This window comes from Thiosulfativibrio zosterae, assembly GCF_011398155.1.
In the GTDB taxonomy this organism is placed as follows: domain Bacteria; phylum Pseudomonadota; class Gammaproteobacteria; order Thiomicrospirales; family Thiomicrospiraceae; genus Thiosulfativibrio; species Thiosulfativibrio zosterae.
In genome coordinates this window covers 2124586-2143808 of the sequence record NZ_AP021888.1, presented here as the reverse complement: position 1 = coordinate 2143808, position 19223 = coordinate 2124586, and the positions used below count along the sequence as shown (strand labels likewise).

Here is a 19223-nt window from a genome sequence, read left to right as displayed (position 1 = left end):
GGGCTTAACAAATCCTAAAGAACAACAAAAACTTAACATTGATTATCAATGGATGTTGGTCAATTACCCCTGTCTTTCGACAGCAGGACGCAGGCTCTCAAGTTTATCTGCAAGCCATACTTTAATGATGGACTGTCGAGTCACGCCCACACTACTCGCTTCTCGGTCTAAAGACTCTAGCATCCAAGTAGGGAAATCAACATTAACTCGTTTAGTCTCTTGCAAAGAACGCTTTGCTTTGGATAAATCCAAATGCGCCAAGATATCATCATCGTCATTAAATTTTTGATCAAATTCAGAAGCTTTCAAACAATGCCACCTCATTTTTTTATTCCCCAATTATTTTCAGGGCCGAAAATTTCTCGGCAGATTTGATTGTGCTCTTCTTTGCTGATTTTCGCAATCGGCCCTACGATATCCCAATTTGTTCTCCTTCCTTCTTTGCCAGTTGGTACGCCACTAAGGGTAGAAACATCAGGGCTATGTGGTAAGCCTTCTTCATCCAGCATGGCGGCGATGTTTTTAACTTTCATTTTGACCGATGCCTCAGAGCGATTTTCTAGAAGGGTAATCTGTTTTTCGTTGAAATATCCACGACCAAATTTTGCAATGTAGGTGCAAAGCACGATCTCTTCTTTTGTGAATAGCTTTCTCATAGCTACTTTCCTATTCGATGCTTAAAAAAGATTCATAGTCAGGTTAATATGAATTTTAATGTCCTTGAAACCTAACTATGTGTTTGTTTGAGATCCTAATGTAGCCTTAAACACCAAGTTAGTGAAAAACTTTTATTCACGTAATTTTAAATTTATGCAATGAATACAGGTTATTAAATATTTCGGCCTTGCGGATTTTATTGTTCTGTCGGTTGATGTTTGGCAGTCTGTTATAATTGCGCATATTTTGATTCAAAAAATAGGTTTTTGGGCGTTAAATCTGCCCAGGCCTGGTTATTTTTAGGGGCACTTATGCAAATTCAGTTCACCAAAATGCATGGTTTGGGCAATGACTTTATGGTTATTAATGGTCTTGACCAGTCTATTGAGTTTACCGCCGAAAAGGTTCAACGCTGGGCAGATCGTCATTTTGGGATTGGTTTTGATCAGCTGTTAGTTGTTGAAGTCGCACAGCAACCGAATGTGGATTTTCGGTATCGTATTTTTAATGCGGATGGTTCTGAGGTGCAGCAGTGTGGCAATGGTGCGCGTTGTTTTGCTAAGTTTGTGTATGACAAGGGGCTGACGGATAAAACCGAAATTACTGTGGAAACCGCATCGGGCATTATTGTGTTGTATGTTGAGCCTAATGGTTGGATACGCGTGAATATGGGGCCGCCTAATTTTGAACCGATGCATTTGCCTTTTAAAGCTGAAATGGTGGCCGACCGTTATGACATTGAAGTGGCGGGGGAGTTGTTTGATATAGGTGCGGTGTCGATGGGCAATCCGCACGCGGTATTGCGAGTGAGCGACATTGGTGCGGCACCCGTGGATAAAATTGGTTCACAAATTGAGCGCCATGCGCGCTTCCCAGAAAGAGTGAATGTGGGCTTTGCGGAAAAAATTGATGCCAGTCATATTAAGTTGCGTGTGTATGAGCGCGGTGCTGCCGAAACTTTGGCGTGTGGCACGGGGGCTTGTGCGGCAATGGTGGTTTTTAGACGCTGGCAAGAAGTGAATGAAACCGTGACCATTTCTTTGCCCGGTGGAGATTTAAGTATTTCATGGAGCGGTGTGTCTACCGACCCAGTGTGGATGACTGGCCCAGCCATAAGTGTTTTTGAAGGAACGATTATTGATGGCTAAGTTCGGCGAAAAGCAAATTCATGCCGATGAAGTGGCTAATTATTTAAATCAAAATCGCGAGTTTTTTCATATTTTTCCGGGGTTGCTGGAGGGGTTAAGTATTCCGCATCCTAAGTCGGGTAAGGCAATTTCGTTATTAGAGCGCCAGCTGTATCAGTTGCGCGAACAGCGTGATGGACTGCAAATTGAAATCGATACTTTAAAAGACATTGCAGGTGAAAACGGTCAGCTGTTACATAAGGTTTATGACTTTTCTTATGCTTTAATGGCCGCAGAGGATGAGCAAGCGGCGGTCGATACCATTTTTAGCACTCTAGACACGATTTTCAGCGTGGAGCATATTGCGCTGGTGTCTTGGGAAGTGCCGAGTATTTCGGTGCAGGGTTTTTATCAGTTGGGCATTAGCCAGGCCTGGTCAAAAAGTCTGCGCGAAACCCTTGTGCCAGAAAATCCGGTTTGTGGATTGTTAGAAGATGCTTGGCAAAAAGGCTTGTTTCAAACCAGTGAGCCGATGAAATCGGTTTGTGTATTGCCCTTGGGAAAAGATCGAGTTTGGGGGGTGTTGGCTTTAGGGGCAACCACCAATCGTTTTAGCCCAGAGCTAGGCACTTATTTTTTAAAAATCATGGGCAGTTTAGTGACTGCCCGTTTGCAAAGATTATTTGCTTAAAGCGCGGACTGTTTTTTCTTAAGCCACCATCCAAAAGCTGCACCGCTCACAAACATCAGTAGCGCATAGGTGACGGCTGGAATCATCATGGTGGCATTGCCAATCAGCGTGCCAGCCACCACTAGGGCTAAAGTGCCATTTTGTATCCCCACTTCATAACCAATAGACACCGCCTGAGCTTGATTTAGGCGTGCTCTTTTTGCCAATTGATAGCCTAAAATTAATACGATGACATTCAGCAACAGGGTTGCTAAACCAGCTTGGGCAAAAAAGCTGCCAAGGCTATTGGCGTTTTTGAGCGTGATGAGTGCAATTATCAAAAACAAGAAAGCAATGGAAAACCATTTTAAAAGGATTTCGATTTTAGCGGCGGTGTTGGGCCAGTATTTTAAAAACAGCATACCCAGCGCGACCGGAATCACGGTGATGACCAATAATTGCGTGATGGTTTTGCCTAGGGGTAGACTAAACTCGGTGCCTTGTCCCATGAAATAAGTCATGCTCAAAGCGGTCAACACCGGAAGGGTAAAGGGCGCTAACAAGCTAACAACGGCTGTTAAACTAATCGACAAAGACACATCGCCCTTGGCCAAATAGGTAAACATATTAGAAGTTGCGCCACCCGGGGCTAGGGCAATAATCATTAAACCCACAGCAATTTCTGGCGGAAGTTGTAGGGCAATTGCAATCACAAAAGCCACAATCGGCAATAACAACATTTGCCCAATTAAGCCAACGGCGACCGCTTTAGGAGTTTTGAGCACATTACTAAAGTCGACCCATTTAAGTGACAACCCCATGCCAAACATAATTAAAAAGAGTGCGGCGGGCAGTATGACACTGGTGAGTATATCGGTTTGCATAGTCAGAGTTCCTGAGGCGTTTAGTTAAAAAATTGGGTAAATTCCGCCACTTCGGCGCGCGGGGTTCTATATTGATTGACTGGCGCAAGGGTATCTTCAAACCCCAATGCCATGCCGCCTAATAAAATTAAGTTTTCATCATAGCCCAAGGTGGTTTTAATCAGCTTAGGAAATTCTGCCAAAGCGCCTTGTGGGCAAGTGGCCAGGCCGTGTTCTACTGCCAGCAACATGATGTTTTGCCAAAACATACCATAATCCATGTAAGAGCCAGTTTCTAAAGTGGGGTCGATAAAAAATAACAGCATCACCGGCGCATCAAACGCGCGATAATTGGCGGCCCATTGGTCTAAACGGCGTTGCTTGTCTTCGCGTTCAATTTGTAGGGCGTTGTACAGTAATGAACCCGTTTCACCCCGGCGGCGTTTGTAGGGATTCACCCAAGTGCTGGGATAATAGGCATAATCCATGGGTTCTTTTTCGCCTTTGGCAAAGGCGGCTAGCATGGCTTCTTGGAGCTGAATTTTGCGCTCACCCGTGACCACGGCCACTTGCCAAGGTTGCATATTGACGCCACTGGGCGCAAAGCGTGCCACATCTAAAATTTGCTCAATGGTGGTTGTGGCAACGGGTTTGTTTAAAAAAGCGCGCGTGGAATGGCGTTGTTGGATGGCTTGAGAAACCTGCATGGGGTGTCCTTTTTTTGTAGAATGTTGGCTATTATAAAGTTTGGAAAATTCTGTGTCCCATTTAGATGCGTTTTTAAAACAGTTGCGGTTACAAGGTAAGTCGGCAAAAACGCTGGAGGCTTATCAACGCGACTTAATGAGCTTTGGTAAAACCTTAATTGAACTGTCGGATGATTATTCTCCTGAGCAAAAAGAAGCCCTACAAACCGCCCATTTTGACCAGGCCTGGTTACTTTTAGGCAGTTTTTCGGGGTGGAATAGGGTTGCGGTGTTGGATGTGCAAACCTTTGTGGGGCAGCGCATGCAGTCTGGTATTGCCGCCAGAAGTTTGGCGCGCCAGCTGTCTGCTTTGCGAACCTTTTTTGATTATTTATTGGCGCAAAAGGTGGTGACGCACAATCCCGCCAAATCGGTCAAGGCACCTAAACAACCCAAACCTTTACCCAAAAGTTTAGATGTGGATTTAACCGCGCAATTGTTGAATCAACCGATTAACTCCGAAAGCACTTGGCAAGCCGTGCGTGACCAAGCCATTTTTGAATTGCTCTATTCAGCGGGGTTGCGTGTGTCGGAGTGTGCGGGTTTAGACTTGTCGCCGGGCTTAGATGCTTTGGGGCAAGGTTGGGTGCAGGTCTTGGGTAAGGGCAGCAAAGAACGCCTAGCGCCAGTGGGCACTCAGGCATTGAGTGCTTTAACGGCATGGTTAAAGTTGCGTTCTGAGCATGCGAATGCCGATGAAACAGCGGTGTTTGTGAATCATTCTGGCAAGCGACTGGGGGTGCGTTCCATTCAAAAAGCTTTAGATGCTCGCACCCTAGCCGTGGGCTTGCCCACCAAAATGTCGCCCCATAGATTGCGCCATGCCTGCGCCACGCATGTGTTAGAATCTAGCGGCGATTTGCGCGCGGTGCAAGAAATGTTAGGCCATGCCAATCTTTCAACCACGCAAATTTATACCAAGTTAGATTTGCAACACCTCGCCAAAGTTTACGATTCGGCTCACCCCAGAGCCAAACGCAGCACCCCAATTTCAAACAGTAAACTCAAAATAACCGAGACCTAAGAGATTCAATATGAGTGAACAAACTTTTCACGGCACCACGATTTTGTGTGCCAAACGCAATGGCAAAATGGTGATCGGCGGCGACGGCCAAGTCACCTTAGGCCATGTGGTGATGAAGGGCAATGCCCGTAAAGTGCGCCGTTTATACAATGGCAAAATCATTTCGGGTTTTGCGGGCGCCACTGCCGATGCCTTTACCTTATTTGAGCGTTTTGAAGGCAAACTGCAAACCCATAACGGTCAATTAATGCGCGCCGCGGTTGAAATGGCCAAAGACTGGCGCACCGACCGCGCCTTGCGCAAGTTAGAAGCCATGATGTTGGTGGCCGATGAAGACAATATGCTCTTAATTTCTGGAACGGGCGATGTGATAGAGCCCGCCCATGATTTTATTGCCATCGGTTCTGGCGGCAATTACGCCCATGCGGCGGCACAAGCCCTAATGCAAAATACCGAGTTATCGGCGCGCGAGGTGGTCGAAAAAGCACTCAACATTGCAGCCGATTTGTGTATTTACACCAATCACAATTTAACCATTGAAGAATTAACCAAAGCCTAACATTTTAAAAAGAGGAAAACGCTATGGGTGCAACACCTACCGAAAATCACGACCACTCAACAGAAGTGGTTTGCGTTAAAAAACAATCGAGTATCGCTGAAAAAACTTTTGAAAGCGTTTTATGGAACAGTCGCTTTGTGGTGATTTTGGCGGTGATTGCCAGCTTGTTAATGGCGTTTGGTATTTTTTATATGACCTCGATTGATGTCTATAAAACCCTTGCACATTTAGCGCATTATCATGAGTTAGATGATGTGGCGCGTGCCGAATTAAAATCCATGACTGTAGCGCATGTAGTCGGTTCGGTAGATGGATTCTTATTAGGCACAATCATGTTGATTTTTTCACTCGGTTTATATGAGTTGTTTATTTCTAAAATTGATGCGGCAGAAGGCAAGCAATCGTCTAGCAAAATTTTGATGATTAACTCGCTAGATGATTTAAAAGATAAACTCGCCAAAGTGATTCTAATGATTTTGATTGTTATGTTTTTTGAACAAGCCTTGTTCTTAAAACCCACAGGACCATTAGAGTTGTTGTATTACTCTTTAGCGATTATGCTAGTGGCCTTAGCCTTGTATTTCTCGCATAAGGCGTATGAAGGCAATCATTAAACTACGCGTTTAAAGATAAAAACATTCAAAAACGACCAGGCCTGGTCGTTTTTGCGTTTAAGCCCCTGTTAATCGGCTTTCGGAAACCACTCAGAAGTTTTACCTGTCCAGTAATAAACGCTAAGCCCAATCCATTCTTTCCAGGCAGGTTCTAGTGATTTTAAGTGGTCAAAAAAATCAAAATCGAAATGTCTAATGTCATCTGAGTTAGAGCGATAATCAACTGGATAAGCGATAACGTTTATGCCAGCTTTTCGGGCAATGCCAACCGATCGTGGCATATGAAATGCCGAGGTCACCAATAAATAGGTGCCGTCTGCTTTGGGGAGCAGTGGTTGGGTGACGTTGAAGTTTTCATAGGTATTGCGGGATTTGGATTCGATAATTAAGCGTTCAGGTGCAATCCCGAGTTTAGTGAGTAGTTCGCGCGCTAAATTTCCTTCGCCCGCGGTATTTTGTAACTGCACGGAACCACTTCCACCGGTAAAAATAACGGGTGCATTGGGATAATGGTCGGCCAATTCTTTGGCGCCAATATAACGGTCACCGCCCAAGCCCAATTCGGGTCTACCCCAGCTCAAGCTACGCGGCAAATCTTCTCCACCACCTAAAATAATAATGCCGTCTATGTCTAATGGCAGAGTGGCGGGCGCGCTAAAGCGTTTTTCGAGCGGTTGTATCAGATAATCGCCCACAGGATAGGACATGACACTGCCAGCCAGTAGACTGCTTAAAACCAATAAGGTTTTGCCATATCGCCAACCTAACAATAATAAAAGCGTACCGAGCATAAAGCCCAATAAAATTAAGTTGATGGGGCTTAAAAACACCCAAGCCAGCTTGGATAGCACGAAGAAAAATTGATCCATAATAAGTATTTATCCTAATTATTTAAAGCTGGCTCTTGAATGTTGGTAATTAATGACCATATTGTAATCAACAGAAGATTATTCGTGGAGAAAAGTATGTTAGATAAATTCACAACCCAATTTCAAAGTGTATTAGGTGAAGCGCAAAATGCCGCCTTAACGGGTGGTCAACAGTTTATAGAACCCGTGCACATTTTGGCGGCCTTGTTGCCGCAACAACGCTCGCTGTTGCAATTGGCTGGCATCAATTTAACGCAGTTGGCGCAGACGGTACAAGACAAGGTTGCAGGTTTGCCAAAGGTTTCTGGCACAGGTGGCGATGTGCAATTGTCACAAAGTGCAGGGCGCATTTTAAATTTAATGACGCAACTGGCGCAAAAGAAGGGCGATGCTTATATCGCCAGCGAACTGTTCTTTTTGGCAGCTTTGCAATCCAATGACAGCGTTAAAGATTTGCTCAAAAATGCTGGCGCCACCGAAAAAAATATTGAAGCTGCGATAGAAAAAGTCCGTGGAGGAGAAGCTGTGAAAGACCAAAATGCTGAAGAAAACCGTCAAGCACTTGATAAATATACCGTCGATTTAACTGCGCGTGCTGAGGCGGGTAAATTAGACCCAGTGATCGGGCGTGATGATGAAATTCGCCGTGCCATTCAAGTGTTGCAACGCCGTACCAAAAATAACCCGGTATTAATTGGGGAGCCTGGTGTGGGTAAAACCGCCATAGTTGAAGGTCTTGCACAGCGTATTGTCAATGGAGAAGTGCCAGAAGGGCTTAAACATAAGCGTGTTTTGTCGCTTGATTTAGCAGGCTTATTAGCGGGGGCGAAATATCGTGGTGAGTTTGAAGAGCGTTTAAAAGCCTTATTAAAAGACCTTGAAAAACAAGCCGGTGCGGTCATTTTGTTTATCGACGAAATTCACACCATGGTGGGTGCAGGCAAAACCGAAGGCTCAATGGATGCCGGTAATATGCTTAAACCGGCTTTAGCGCGTGGCGAATTGCATTGTATTGGCGCAACCACTTTAAATGAGTATCGTGAAAACATTGAAAAAGACGCCGCTCTTGAGCGTCGCTTCCAAAAAGTAATTGTGGACGAGCCAACGGAAGAAGACACCATCGCCATTTTGCGTGGACTCAAAGAGCGTTATGAAGTGCATCACGGGGTTGCGATTACCGACCCCGCGATTATTGCGGCGGCACATTTGTCACAACGCTATATTCCCGATCGCCAATTGCCCGATAAAGCCATCGACTTAATTGACGAGGCGGCCTCGCGTATTCGTATGGAAATTGATTCGAAACCCGAATCGATGGATAAGCTTGAGCGTAAATTGATTCAACAAAAAATTGAACGTGAAGCGCTTAAAAAAGAAAAAGACGAGGCTTCAAAAAAACGCCTAGAAGACCTTAAAGCCAGCATTGCCGATTTAGAAAAACAGTATGCCGACCTAGAAGAAGTTTGGAAAAAAGACAAGGCCGCTTTGCAAGGTGCCAAACAATTTAAAGAAGAACTCGAAAAAGCCCGTATTGATATGGAAGCGGCACGCCGCGAAGGTAATTTGGGCAAAATGTCCGAGTTGCAATATGGCGTGATTCCTGCGCTAGAAGCCAAAATTAAAGCGGCAGAAGCGGCCGAAGTGGATGGCGAAGAAACCATGCATTTATTACGTAATAAGGTCACTGAAGAAGAAATTGCCGAAGTGGTTGCGCGTTGGACAGGTATTCCGATTTCAAGAATGCTCGAGGGCGAGCGTGAAAAACTACTGCGCATGGAAGAGGCTTTGGGTAAGCAAGTGATAGGACAGACTGAAGCGGTAAAAGCGGTATCGGATGCGATTCGTCGTTCGCGTGCAGGTTTGTCAGACCCTAATCGCCCGAATGGTTCATTTTTATTCCTCGGTCCAACAGGGGTGGGGAAAACCGAATTGACCAAAGCCTTGGCCGATTTCCTGTTCGACACGACCGATGCCATCGTGCGTTTGGATATGTCTGAGTTTATGGAAAAACACTCGGTCGCCCGTTTAATCGGTGCGCCACCAGGCTATGTGGGCTATGAGCAAGGCGGCTATTTAACCGAAGCCGTGCGCCGTAAACCCTATTCGGTGATTTTGCTAGACGAGGTCGAAAAAGCGCACCCGGATGTGTTCAATATTTTGTTACAAGTGTTGGACGATGGGCGTTTAACCGATGGACAAGGCCGCACGGTTGACTTTAAAAACACCGTGATCGTCATGACCTCTAACCTCGGTTCGCACTTGATTCAGGAGCAAACCGGTAAAGTCACTTATGACGAAATGAAGCAATCGGTGCTAGAAGTGGTCGGTGGGCATTTTCGTCCCGAGTTTATTAACCGTATTGACGATATTGTGGTATTCCATCCATTGGATAAAGCGCAAATTCGTTCGATTGCCGATATTCAACTCAATCACCTACGCAATCGCTTAGGCGATATTGACTTGAAATTAGCGGTTTCAGAAGCGGTATTGGATTTGATTGGCGAAGCTGGTTTTGACCCTGTGTATGGCGCAAGACCTTTAAAACGCACCGTACAACACATGATTGAAAACCCATTAGCGCAACGCATCCTAAAAGGCGAGTTTCTACCCGGAACCACAGTCCACATTGGACTCATCGATGGAGCGATTGATTTTCACTAATCCATAAGATTAGACAACTTAACAAAACCCGCAAGTCAGCAATGGCTTAGCGGGTTTTTTATTGTCTAAAAAATTCTTTTAATCACCCTCATAAAAACACTTAGTGGATTGATTGAAAAATCTCCCTTTATATTTAGGGATTTATTGATTAGTATGAGCGCAGTTTGTATTGAGTAGTTTTGAGGAGATTTTGGTATGAATAAAAATAGATGGCTGATGGCGTTAGCGGCCGTTGGGGTTCACATTTGCATAGGCTCGGTTTATGCCTGGAGTGTGTATGTGAATCCGATTAAGGAAAGCATGAACTGGACGCTAACGGATGTCACGATTGCATTCAGTATTGCCATTTTCTTCTTAGGTTTGTCTGCGGCTTTAATGGGCAAGTTTGTTGAAAAGAATGGCCCTAAGGTGGCCGCGATTATTGCGGCAGTGTTATTTGGTTTAGGAACGGCAGGTTCTGGCTTGGCGATTCTGATGGAATCTAAGTTGTTGCTTTATTTCTTCTACGGTGTGTTGGGCGGCTGTGGTTTAGGGATAGGTTATATTTCGCCCGTTTCAACGCTTGTGAAGTGGTTCCCAGATAAACGCGGCTTGGCCACGGGCTTAGCCATTATGGGATTTGGGTTTGCTTCAGCCATTTGGGGTCCCACCATTAAAGTGTTGATTTCTGAAGTGGGTGTTGCTTCAACCTTTATTATTTTGGGTGCGACTTATTTTGTGATTATGTTTGCCTCGGCGATGTATCTTGAAAAACCGGAAGAAGGTTATTTACCAGAAGGCTTTAAGAAAAAAGTCGAAGCGGGCCACAAAACGCTTAAAACCGATCTTGCCATGATGGGCGTTCATGAAGCGGTGAAAACCCCAAGATTTTATGGTTTGTGGATTATGTTGTTTATCAATGTGACCTGCGGGATTGCGATTATCGGCGTGGCTTCGCCTTTATTACAAGAAGTGCTTGGGGTCTCGGCTTTGGTGGCAGCCGCAGCCGTCGGTTTGATGGGGATTTTTAATGGCGCGGGGCGAATTTTTTGGGCATCGTTATCCGATTATTTAACGCGTCCGATTGTTTATATTATTTTCTTTGCCACGCAAGCCGTCGCTTTTTATGCACTACCGTCTATCACTGAAATATTGTTGTTCCAAGTGATTTTATATTTCATTATGTCTTGTTACGGGGGCGGATTTGCGTCGATTCCGGCTTATATTGGCGATATTTTTGGTACCAAAGAATTGGGTGCGATTCATGGCTATATCTTAACGGCTTGGGCAGCTGCTGGTTTGGTCGGGCCGCTGATTATCTCCATCGTTAAAGATTCAACCGGTTCTTATGCCGAAACGCTGTATGTGTTTTCAGGGTTCTTTGTGGTGGCGTTATTGGTCTCGATTGCTATGTTGATCAATATTAAAACCATCGAGAAAAAGCAAGCGCTGGCTGAATAAAACCATTTAAACCAGCCTTAGGCTTAACTTCAAAACCCGCCAGTTGGTTTCAGCTGAGCGGGTTTTTTTGTGCTAATATCCGTGCATAGAATTTAAATATGAAAAGCAAAGGATGAGCGATTTTGACAGCCATTATTGAAGTAAAAGCTTTGCGCAAAGCCTACCCAAAACTGACCGCGGTGGATGGCGTGGATTTTGCCATTGCTGAGGGAATTTGTTTTGGTTTATTGGGGCCTAATGGGGCGGGCAAATCGACCACGATTGAAATGATTGAAGGTTTAAAAAAAGCCAGTTCGGGTGAGATTTTATTTCGAGGTCAGCCAATGAACTCAGACTTTAAAAAGGTCGCGGGGATCCAGTTTCAAAGTACCGCTTTGCAAGATTATTTGAGTGTGGCAGATAACCTAACCCTATTTCGCAGTTTTTATGACCGCCACACTGATTTACAAGAACTCATTTTGGATTGTGATTTAAGCGATTTTTTACAACAAGATGCTTCCAAATTATCTGGAGGGCAACGCCAACGCTTATTGCTGGCCTTGGCATTGGTGCATGACCCAGAGGTGATTTTTTTAGACGAACCCACCACCGGACTCGATCCCCAAGCCAGACGCCAGTTTTGGAGTTTGATTCAAAAAATTAAAGCGCGCAATAAAACTATTATTCTCACCACGCATTACATGGAAGAAGCCTATTTGCTGTGTGATGAAATTGCCATTATGGCCAAAGGCAAGTTGATTGCCCAAGGCACGCCAGATGCTTTGTTGGCACAACATTTTGGCGACAATATTTTAGAGTTGCCCACCGAGGTGTTGGGTGATTTTACACCGCCAGAAACCCATTTTAAAAACAGCGACAAGACCGAGATTTTTACCCGAACCATGAATCAAACCTTGCAAAGTTTAATGAGTGCGGGCATTGATTTAACCCATCTCAAAATCCGCTCGCGCACCTTGGATGATTTATTTTTAGAATTGACCGCCAAGGATTCAACCGGCTTAAAGTCAGCCAAGGGAGCGGCCAATGTTTAATCGAATTCTCACCCTGGTCCATGCACGCAATTTAGAGTTTTTTAGAGACAAAGCCTCGCTCGGTTGGAGTGTGGCCATGCCGTTCTTTTTGGTGTTTGCCTTAGCCTTGGCGTTTTATGGCGACAACAAGCCTTTGTTTAAAGTGGCGGTTTATCAGCCGGCATCAGAGATGAATGGACAATTGAGCCCCATTTTTAATTTGCAACATGTGCAGTTTTACGCCACCGACAATTTGCAACAAGCAATTGACAAGGTGGCACGCCATCAAAGTGATTTATTGCTCAATTTAAACCCCAGCACGCCTTTGGCAGAGCAGGGATATTGGGTGAATGTGGATTCGCCCAATGGTTATGTGATGGAGGAATTGCTGAAGGGCATTGATGCCAACTTAAAACGCCATGACACTGAAAACCAGCCAATACGCTACATTGACTGGGTGATTCCAGGGGTTATTGGTATGAATATTATGTTTGGTGCGTTATTTGGCGTGGGGTTTGTCATCGTGCGCTATAGACGCAGCGGGTATCTAAAACGCCTGAATGCCACGCCGCTCAAACCCGTTGAATTTATTTTGGCGCAATTAGTTTCACGCTTATTCATTGTGGTGTTTTTGGCGGTAGCTATTTTTATGGTGAGTAAATGGATTTTAGGCTTTGCCATGAATGGCAGTTATTGGGATTTGTTGCTGGTCACCATTTTGGGCAGTTTGTCTATGATTGCGCTGAGTTTAGTCATGACCGCAAGGGTCAGTTCTGAGGAATTGGCGGGCGGCTTATTAAACTTGGTGAGCTGGCCGATGATGTTGCTCTCGGGGGTGTGGTTTTCTTTGGAAGGCAGTCATCCCGTGCTGCAATATCTGGCACAACTCTTTCCGCTGACCCACATGCTCGATGCAGTACGCGCCATCACCATCGACGGCCAAGGGCTTGCCGAGCTGACACAACCCTTGATGGTCTTAAGCCTGATGTCTGTTGTGTTTATTGCCATCGGCGCTTATCTGTTTAAATGGTCGGATGATTAATTGAACCCTTAAAACAGTGAAAAAACCAATAGAAAACAACCAGGCCTGGTTGTTTTTTTGAGCCTTAAATTAAAAAAACCTCCTTTTATATGAGAATTGTTCTTATTTGATTGCAAGTGTTAATGAGATTTATTATCATTGAATGCAACGTTGGGTTGTTTTTCATTTAGGAGGTTGGATGACATCGAATAGGGTTTGGGTATCACTTAGCTCAGCGAAGGTGGCAGAGTTAATGGCTGCGGGTCATTTATCGGGTGTTGACTTACACAGCCCTGACCCAGAGGTGAAGGCGTTAATTCGACAAGCTTGTTTGCAAAGTTGCGCTTTACAAACCTGTCAAAGCTGCCCTCAAAAAGCGGTTTGTCAGTTAGGCGAACAGCAAGTTTCAGAAGTGACTTGGAGCAAAGTGCCTTTGAGTGTTCAAGGGGTTTTCAGTTCTTCAGCTGAAGGGCTATGAGGATTCTGCTGACCATGAATTAAGTGTTTTTCAAATTCATTAAGTCGCTTAACCACCGAAATAAACTTGGTGATGTCGGTCCAACGGTCAATTAGGTAAGAAAAACTGTCATTCACCTTGCCAAATGCATTGCCGGTTTGCGTCACCACGCCTAGGGTAATTACGCCGGTAAAGAGCGAGGGTGCCATGAGCAGATAGGGCAGAATAATCATCATTTGACCATATAAATTGCTCCACAAAGTGAAGTAGGAGTAGTGGTTAAAAATCCGAAAATAGTTGCTGCGAATGCCAGTAAACAGTTCTGTTAAAGTTGGCAGGTTAGCAAAACTTTTATCATCTTCAGAATAGACCAGCTGCTTACGATAGGCCGCTTCTACCTTTTGATTGTTATATTCCAGCCCAGGTAGTTTGATGCCCACAAAATATGAAATGAGTATCCCCCCTAAGGAGGTTGCTAGGGCAATCCAAACCAATGAGCCTTGGATATGATCAATGCCGGGCAGGGTCACCTTTTCTGACAGCGTCCATAAGATGGGAATAAAGGCAATGAGGGTTAAGGTGGCTTTAAATAGCCCAAGCCCTAAGCTTTCTAGGCTTTTAGAAAATTCATAGGTGTCTTGCTGGATACGCTGCGATGCCCCTTCAATGTTGTGCGGGGTGTTTTCCCAGTGAGGCAAATAATGAAAGGTAATCGCTTGGCGCCAGCGAAAAGCATAATGTTGGGCAAAATAAAACGCAAACATGGCAATGAAAATATAGGGCACTGCGATATAGGTGAAATCAATCATACTTTGCCAAAAAGCCTGAATATCATTCGCCTTTTGCAGAATATCGTAAAACTCTCCGTACCAACTGTTCAGTTTTACAGTCAGTTCCACTTGTAGCCAAGTCACCGTAAATAGTAAAAACAGCCCGCCCCAAGCCCAGAGCGCCCATTGTTTATTCCCAAAAAAACTTCTTAACATGACTTTTCCATTCAATTTCTATGATTGCCGCCTAGTGTATTGGATTGCATGCCTTTGGCAAAGTCTTGTTAGTCAGTTTAGTTAAGGTTGTCATGTTAAAAGCAGGTTTTAAGAGAATTGAATAAGTATTTAATAATATTATTTAATGCTAATAAAAAATAATTTTATATGCCAAAAGATTTTTTGATTGGATAACTGATCGATTTCACTTCAAAATCAAATCTACATAAAAAACAGTTATTAAGCTGTTAACTGCTAAGCATGGGTTTGTCGCTAAATTCTGTCAGGCTATTTTAGGTCTCTTAAAACAAAAATCGATTTTAAATTCTTAACCAACGAGGGTGAATATATGAAGAAATTGCAACATCTCATCATGGCTGGCGCAATGATGATTGTATTGCCTACCGCTTCTTATGCGGTGGGCATTAGTAATGCAGAGCTTTCTGCCACGACTTGCTTTATGTGTCATGGGCCAGAAGGTAAAGCGGTGGGTGGAAGCATTCCGCCTTTAGCAGGGTATCCTGAGTCTGTGATGGTTCAACAGCTTAAGGCTTTTAAAGATGGTACCAGACCCTCAACAGTCATGCAGCGTCATATCAAAGGGTATAGCGATGCAGAAATTGAAGAGTTGGCAAAGTATTTCAGTACTTTAAAACCTTAATTAGCCCTGGAGAGCATTATGAAACAATTTAATCGTCGTGAAATTATAAAAGCCATGGTCGCCTTAGGGGCGGTTGCGCCAGTTTATTCGGTATTAACGGGCTGTGTGAGCAATGCACCCAAAGAAAAAGCGCAATTGAACAAAGCGGGCAGTCAGCCTAGAGTGGTGGTCATCGGGGGCGGATTTGGTGGCGCCAGTTGTGCAAAATACCTTAAGCGTTTTGACAGTCATATTGATGTGACCTTGGTTGAACCTAAGGAAACCTATATGACCTGCCCAGGCAGTAATTGGTATTTGGCAGGTTTAACCGATGCAAAAACCATTACCCACAACTACAAATCCTTGAGTGAAAAGCACAAGGTGAATGTGATTCACCAAATGGTTTCTGCGATTGATCCCGCCGCTAAAACAGTCACCTTGGCGAATGGTGATCTACTTGGATATGATCGTTTGGTGGTTTCTCCGGGTATTGATTTTAAATATGAAGCGATTGAAGGCTTGTCTGCAGATGTCATAGATAAAATTCCGCATGCCTATCAAGCAGGCCCACAAACCGATATTCTGTACAAACAGATTCGCGAAATGAAGCAAGGCGGGACTTTTGTCATTGCACCACCAGGCAATCCTTTCCGTTGCCCTCCTGGCCCATACGAGCGTGTGAGTATGGTGGCGGCTTATTTTAAAGCCAATAACCCAACCGCAAAAATCTTGGTTTTAGATGCCAAAGATAAGTTCTCTAAGCAAGGTTTATTTAAAGAAGGTTGGGCCGAGTTGTATGGCGATATGATTGAATGGGTTTCTGCTACCGATGGCGGAGCTGTCAAAAAAGTAGATGCAGCCACCAAAACGGTGACTTGTGATTATGGGACTATTAAAGCCGATGTGGTTAATATTATTCCGCCACAAAAAGCCGGTAAACTGGCATTTGCGGCAGGTTTAACCAATGAAACGGGTTGGTGTCCAGTTAACCAAGAAACCTTTGAGTCGACCATTCATCGTGGTATTCATGTGATTGGTGATGCGTCTATTGCCGGCAAAATGCCAAAATCAGGGCATTCAGCGGCTAGCCAAGGCAAAATGTGTGCGGCGGCTATTGTGTCGCAGTTCCATAACTGGGCAATGCCAAGACCTAAAAATGTGAACACCTGCTATAGTTTGATTTCTGCTGATTATGGAATCAGTGTGGCAGCGGTTTATGAAATGCACGATGGCACGATTGGTGGCGTGAGTGGCGCAGGGGGCGTAAGCCCTATGGGCGCTGATGCTGCTTTCCGTAAAATGGAGGCCAATTATGCGCGTGGTTGGTACAAGAGTATTACCGCAGACCTTTGGAACAGTTAATTAACTTCATTATCTTTGATGAACTTTAATGATTAAGCCCTTGTGAGAATACAAGGGCTTTTTTTATGAGCGTCATGCAAAACGATTTCTTAAATGAATAATCACAGCATTACCCGCTAATGCACTGAATCCCCAAAGCCATCCGTGTAAACTCCCAGAGCTGATGCCGCTAAAAAATGCCCCTATATTGCAACCTGATGCAATCACTGCACCATATCCCATTAAAAAGCCACCCATTAAAGCCATGATATAAGTCTTCAAAGGATGTTTTTCTTGATGTCTTGAGAGTTGGGGTTTTAATAAGGTCACCAGCAAAGCACCCACAATGATGCCTAGGGTGGTTAAGCTAACCGGGTCTACAAAAATGCTGGATTCAATGCGATTGGCATAGGTCATGCCATAGCTCCAGAAAGACCAATCAATTGGCACTTGCAAGGAATCGGATAACTTTAATCCCCAAATAGGCAAAACATTAGCAATTGACCAGGGTTGTCCAGAAAACGCGAGTAACAGTGCATTTAAGAGGGCTAATAAAATACCCGCTTTTAACCAAGGGTGCCATTGCCCGATTTTCCAAATAGACTGAGTTAATAATGGAGAAACCTTTCCAAGACTGCGTTTTTCTTGGTAACTGAGCAAAAGATATAAACTGCCTAAAAATGCCAGTTGTAAGCTAAGACCCAGCTCAAGCCCAAAGGTTTGTAACACGGATACTGGCGGGAGTGCTGGGGAATTTGCCCAGAAGTCACTGTGATTGGCTGCCATAACGCCGCCGACCAATAAAGCGAGAAAGCTCACTAAAGACATAGGTTGCAATTGCCCTAATCGATTGAGTGTGCCAGAGGTACAGCCTGTTGCAAGTTGCATTCCCATCCCGAATACAAAAGCACCGCCAATCACAGCTAGGCTGAGTGGTTGAACAAAACCTCTTAAAGGTTGCTCATTTAAGCTGCCAAAAGAGAGTAAGCCAAAAAACAAAACACTGCTCGTGGCCAGCATGATAATCATGGCGCGGATGCCCAGCGTCTGCCCCTGATTTAATAATTCTTGTGAGCAGGTGCGAAACCCAAATTGAAAGTAATTAAGGGTAGCGCCAAACAGCGTACCTATGAGAAAAAGGCTTAGAGCAGGGGTCATAAAAAACTGGCTGGCAAAAAATAAAATGCCTAAACCAATCAATCCAAATAATGCAGGATTCTGCAAAAGTGCAGTTTTGGGGTTTGCAAGGGGTGGCATAAGCGTAAAATTTCCTCAATTTGTGATGAGCTGGGCTTTATGATAATCGCAAAGTTTTATAAAAAATAATTATGGTTTTCAATGAAGCTATTGGTTTTTGTTATAAAGTCAGCGGCTAATATTAGCCAGTGATTAAAGACTTAAAGAGGGGAGGTCCCTTGTTATAATAGGGCCACTTTTGAACAGGAGAAGGACTTTGAATAATCGCATCACCGCCAAAATTCCGTTTTACTTTAAAGGGGTTGAGCATACGCCAAGTACTCAGCTCAATTTAGATGACTGGGCTAAGCGTAGCCAAGGGGAGTTGCCTGACTTTTGTAGTGTGATTGCCCAAGAAAATGGTATTGGCAGTTATTCGTATGAATTAGAGGTGATGGAGTCTTCAGAGATTGTTTTTGAAGACCCGCAAGGTTTGGCTGTGCAGTTTTATAATGAAACTGAGCAGACATTTGATTTTGAAGGCTTTAAACAGTTTTGGCTGGCTCAGCAATCTTTTGGTTTGTTAAATACCATCAGTCAGCAGTTTTGGGGAAAAGACTTGGTTGCAAACTCTGTTGAGCACCAAGCCTTAATGGCGGCTTTTGTGGCGGGCAAAAACGACTAGTCGTTGGCGCGCAAGACGGCTTCTTCGGCCGCTTTGATATCGCTGATAGAAATGCCCATGTCATGTAAACAACCATCTTTAATGTCGTAAATAAAACCATGCACAGAGAGTTCTTGGCCTTTTTTCCATGCCTTACGAACCGCTGGAATATGGCAGATATTACGCACTTGTTCAACCACATTAATTTCACATAGGCGATTAATTCGCGCTTCTTCTGGCATGGCATCGAGTTCGGTTTGTACCCGTTGGTAATATTTACGAATGGGTCGAATCCAATGGTCAATCAGGTCAGGGTTGTTGTCTTCCATCGCGGCAATCACACCACCGCAACCATAATGTCCATTGACAATAATGTGTTTTACCTTTAAAACCTCAACGGCATATTGAATGACAGATAAAGCATTCATATCACTAGAGTTAATCAAGTTAGCAATATTACGGTGAACAAAAATAGTGCCTGGATCCATTTTGACCAATTCATTCGCAGGAACACGGCTATCAGAACAGCCTATCCACAGGTATTCGGGCTTTTGTTGTTGAGAAAGGGTGGTAAAGAAATTTGGGTTTTGCGCAATGCGTTCTTCAACCCATAAGGCATTGTTATCAAAGAGTTGTTTGATAGAGGGAACATGAGTTTCAGTCTTACAATCACAATTTTGGCACATAACGGTTGTCCT

General features: G+C 44.3%; 21 protein-coding genes. 13 read left to right on the top strand and 8 right to left on the bottom strand.

Annotation, left to right across the window (positions count from 1 at the left end):
- Positions 1-63 precede the first annotated feature (63 nt).
- The gene (gene brnA / locus THMIRH_RS09915; protein WP_173291936.1) at positions 64-309 is read right to left on the bottom strand and encodes a type II toxin-antitoxin system BrnA family antitoxin; all 246 of its coding nucleotides are present in this window, start codon (positions 307-309) and stop codon (positions 64-66) included.
- Positions 310-320: 11 nt separating this feature from the next.
- Positions 321-656, bottom strand: coding sequence for a hypothetical protein (locus THMIRH_RS09910; protein ID WP_173291935.1), 336 nt, complete (start codon positions 654-656; stop codon positions 321-323).
- 312 nt (positions 657-968) lie between these two features.
- Here THMIRH_RS09910 and dapF point away from each other — a divergent pair, with 312 nt between their 5' ends.
- A complete protein-coding gene (gene dapF / locus THMIRH_RS09905; protein WP_173291934.1) occupies positions 969-1805 on the top strand; it encodes a diaminopimelate epimerase in 837 nt (278 codons plus the stop codon).
- Positions 1798-2475, top strand: coding sequence for a DUF484 family protein (locus THMIRH_RS09900; protein ID WP_173291933.1), 678 nt, complete (start codon positions 1798-1800; stop codon positions 2473-2475). The genes dapF and THMIRH_RS09900 overlap by 8 nt, the downstream gene beginning before the upstream one ends.
- On the opposite strand, the gene THMIRH_RS09895 is transcribed toward THMIRH_RS09900, so the two are convergent.
- Together THMIRH_RS09895 and THMIRH_RS09890 are read right to left on the bottom strand one after the other, a co-directional pair.
- The gene (locus THMIRH_RS09895; protein WP_173291932.1) at positions 2472-3338 is read right to left on the bottom strand and encodes a bile acid:sodium symporter family protein; all 867 of its coding nucleotides are present in this window, start codon (positions 3336-3338) and stop codon (positions 2472-2474) included. The genes THMIRH_RS09900 and THMIRH_RS09895 overlap by 4 nt on opposite strands.
- Positions 3339-3358: 20 nt before the next feature.
- Positions 3359-4024 carry a nitroreductase gene (locus THMIRH_RS09890; RefSeq protein WP_173291931.1) on the bottom strand — a complete coding sequence of 222 codons (666 nt, stop codon included), beginning with the start codon at positions 4022-4024 and terminating at the stop codon, positions 3359-3361.
- 52 nt (positions 4025-4076) lie between these two features.
- Between THMIRH_RS09890 and THMIRH_RS09885 the strand changes: the two genes are divergently transcribed.
- Genes THMIRH_RS09885 through THMIRH_RS09875 form a run of 3 tightly spaced genes read left to right on the top strand, consistent with a single transcriptional unit; the run spans position 4077 to position 6260 of the window.
- Positions 4077-5087: a tyrosine recombinase XerC gene (locus THMIRH_RS09885; protein WP_243831435.1), complete on the top strand. Its 1011-nt coding sequence runs from the start codon at positions 4077-4079 to the stop codon at positions 5085-5087.
- Between the two features lie 10 nt (positions 5088-5097).
- Complete coding sequence (gene hslV, locus THMIRH_RS09880; RefSeq protein WP_173291930.1) at positions 5098-5646, top strand: ATP-dependent protease subunit HslV; 549 nt, start codon at positions 5098-5100, stop codon at positions 5644-5646.
- A gap of 23 nt (positions 5647-5669) precedes the next feature.
- Complete coding sequence (locus THMIRH_RS09875) at positions 5670-6260, top strand: YqhA family protein (RefSeq protein ID WP_173291929.1); 591 nt, start codon at positions 5670-5672, stop codon at positions 6258-6260.
- A 68-nt stretch (positions 6261-6328) separates the two neighbouring features.
- On the opposite strand, the gene THMIRH_RS09870 is transcribed toward THMIRH_RS09875, so the two are convergent.
- Positions 6329-7129 carry a YdcF family protein gene (locus THMIRH_RS09870; RefSeq protein ID WP_173291928.1) on the bottom strand — a complete coding sequence of 267 codons (801 nt, stop codon included), beginning with the start codon at positions 7127-7129 and terminating at the stop codon, positions 6329-6331.
- Positions 7130-7225: 96 nt separating this feature from the next.
- On the opposite strand from THMIRH_RS09870, the gene clpB reads away from it, so the two are divergent.
- The 5 genes from clpB (at position 7226) to THMIRH_RS09845 (ending at position 13739) form a co-directional block, all read left to right on the top strand.
- Entirely contained in the window at positions 7226-9790 is a 2565-nt protein-coding gene (gene clpB, locus THMIRH_RS09865; RefSeq protein ID WP_173291927.1) for an ATP-dependent chaperone ClpB, read from the top strand.
- 195 nt (positions 9791-9985) lie between these two features.
- On the top strand, positions 9986-11230 hold the full coding sequence (locus THMIRH_RS09860; protein ID WP_173291926.1) for an L-lactate MFS transporter: 1245 nt from the start codon (positions 9986-9988) through the stop codon (positions 11228-11230).
- 122 nt (positions 11231-11352) lie between these two features.
- Positions 11353-12261 carry an ABC transporter ATP-binding protein gene (locus tag THMIRH_RS09855; RefSeq protein WP_243831434.1) on the top strand — a complete coding sequence of 303 codons (909 nt, stop codon included), beginning with the start codon at positions 11353-11355 and terminating at the stop codon, positions 12259-12261.
- Positions 12254-13282 (top strand): ABC transporter permease, encoded by a 1029-nt coding sequence (locus THMIRH_RS09850; RefSeq protein WP_173291925.1) that lies wholly within the window; start codon positions 12254-12256, stop codon positions 13280-13282. The genes THMIRH_RS09855 and THMIRH_RS09850 overlap by 8 nt, the downstream gene beginning before the upstream one ends.
- Positions 13283-13460: 178 nt before the next feature.
- The gene (locus tag THMIRH_RS09845) at positions 13461-13739 is read left to right on the top strand and encodes a hypothetical protein (protein WP_173291924.1); all 279 of its coding nucleotides are present in this window, start codon (positions 13461-13463) and stop codon (positions 13737-13739) included.
- On the opposite strand, the gene THMIRH_RS09840 is transcribed toward THMIRH_RS09845, so the two are convergent.
- Positions 13703-14704: a putative transporter gene (locus tag THMIRH_RS09840; protein ID WP_173291923.1), complete on the bottom strand. Its 1002-nt coding sequence runs from the start codon at positions 14702-14704 to the stop codon at positions 13703-13705. The genes THMIRH_RS09845 and THMIRH_RS09840 overlap by 37 nt on opposite strands.
- Before the next feature lie 349 nt (positions 14705-15053).
- Between THMIRH_RS09840 and THMIRH_RS09835 the strand changes: the two genes are divergently transcribed.
- Complete coding sequence (locus tag THMIRH_RS09835) at positions 15054-15365, top strand: c-type cytochrome (RefSeq protein WP_173291922.1); 312 nt, start codon at positions 15054-15056, stop codon at positions 15363-15365.
- Positions 15366-15383: 18 nt separating this feature from the next.
- Positions 15384-16706, top strand: coding sequence for an NAD(P)/FAD-dependent oxidoreductase (locus THMIRH_RS09830; protein WP_173291921.1), 1323 nt, complete (start codon positions 15384-15386; stop codon positions 16704-16706).
- 72 nt (positions 16707-16778) lie between these two features.
- Here the strand turns inward: THMIRH_RS09830 and THMIRH_RS09825 are convergent, their stop codons facing one another.
- Complete coding sequence (locus THMIRH_RS09825; RefSeq protein WP_243831433.1) at positions 16779-17942, bottom strand: YeeE/YedE family protein; 1164 nt, start codon at positions 17940-17942, stop codon at positions 16779-16781.
- Positions 17943-18138: 196 nt separating this feature from the next.
- Between THMIRH_RS09825 and THMIRH_RS09820 the strand changes: the two genes are divergently transcribed.
- Positions 18139-18546 carry a hypothetical protein gene (locus THMIRH_RS09820; RefSeq protein WP_173291920.1) on the top strand — a complete coding sequence of 136 codons (408 nt, stop codon included), beginning with the start codon at positions 18139-18141 and terminating at the stop codon, positions 18544-18546.
- Here the strand turns inward: THMIRH_RS09820 and THMIRH_RS09815 are convergent.
- Positions 18543-19211: a carbonic anhydrase gene (locus THMIRH_RS09815; protein ID WP_173291919.1), complete on the bottom strand. Its 669-nt coding sequence runs from the start codon at positions 19209-19211 to the stop codon at positions 18543-18545. The genes THMIRH_RS09820 and THMIRH_RS09815 overlap by 4 nt on opposite strands.
- Positions 19212-19223 lie beyond the last annotated feature (12 nt).

Excerpts from the sequence above, each read along its gene's own strand:
- THMIRH_RS09845 (WP_173291924.1), top strand. The coding sequence starts at position 13,461 with ATGACATCGAATAGGGTTTGGGTATCACTTAGCTCAGCGAAGGTGGCA.
- hslV (WP_173291930.1), top strand. The coding sequence starts at position 5,098 with ATGAGTGAACAAACTTTTCACGGCACCACGATTTTGTGTGCCAAACGC.
- THMIRH_RS09895 (WP_173291932.1), bottom strand. The coding sequence starts at position 3,338 with ATGCAAACCGATATACTCACCAGTGTCATACTGCCCGCCGCACTCTTT.
- THMIRH_RS09910 (WP_173291935.1), bottom strand. The coding sequence starts at position 656 with ATGAGAAAGCTATTCACAAAAGAAGAGATCGTGCTTTGCACCTACATT.
- THMIRH_RS09825 (WP_243831433.1), bottom strand. The coding sequence starts at position 17,942 with ATGCCACCCCTTGCAAACCCCAAAACTGCACTTTTGCAGAATCCTGCA.
- THMIRH_RS09840 (WP_173291923.1), bottom strand. The coding sequence starts at position 14,704 with ATGTTAAGAAGTTTTTTTGGGAATAAACAATGGGCGCTCTGGGCTTGG.
- THMIRH_RS09860 (WP_173291926.1), top strand. The coding sequence starts at position 9,986 with ATGAATAAAAATAGATGGCTGATGGCGTTAGCGGCCGTTGGGGTTCAC.
- THMIRH_RS09875 (WP_173291929.1), top strand. The coding sequence starts at position 5,670 with ATGGGTGCAACACCTACCGAAAATCACGACCACTCAACAGAAGTGGTT.
- THMIRH_RS09900 (WP_173291933.1), top strand. The coding sequence starts at position 1,798 with ATGGCTAAGTTCGGCGAAAAGCAAATTCATGCCGATGAAGTGGCTAAT.
- THMIRH_RS09815 (WP_173291919.1), bottom strand. The coding sequence starts at position 19,211 with ATGTGCCAAAATTGTGATTGTAAGACTGAAACTCATGTTCCCTCTATC.
- THMIRH_RS09870 (WP_173291928.1), bottom strand. The coding sequence starts at position 7,129 with ATGGATCAATTTTTCTTCGTGCTATCCAAGCTGGCTTGGGTGTTTTTA.
- dapF (WP_173291934.1), top strand. The coding sequence starts at position 969 with ATGCAAATTCAGTTCACCAAAATGCATGGTTTGGGCAATGACTTTATG.
- clpB (WP_173291927.1), top strand. The coding sequence starts at position 7,226 with ATGTTAGATAAATTCACAACCCAATTTCAAAGTGTATTAGGTGAAGCG.
- THMIRH_RS09830 (WP_173291921.1), top strand. The coding sequence starts at position 15,384 with ATGAAACAATTTAATCGTCGTGAAATTATAAAAGCCATGGTCGCCTTA.
- THMIRH_RS09835 (WP_173291922.1), top strand. The coding sequence starts at position 15,054 with ATGAAGAAATTGCAACATCTCATCATGGCTGGCGCAATGATGATTGTA.
- THMIRH_RS09890 (WP_173291931.1), bottom strand. The coding sequence starts at position 4,024 with ATGCAGGTTTCTCAAGCCATCCAACAACGCCATTCCACGCGCGCTTTT.
- THMIRH_RS09850 (WP_173291925.1), top strand. The coding sequence starts at position 12,254 with ATGTTTAATCGAATTCTCACCCTGGTCCATGCACGCAATTTAGAGTTT.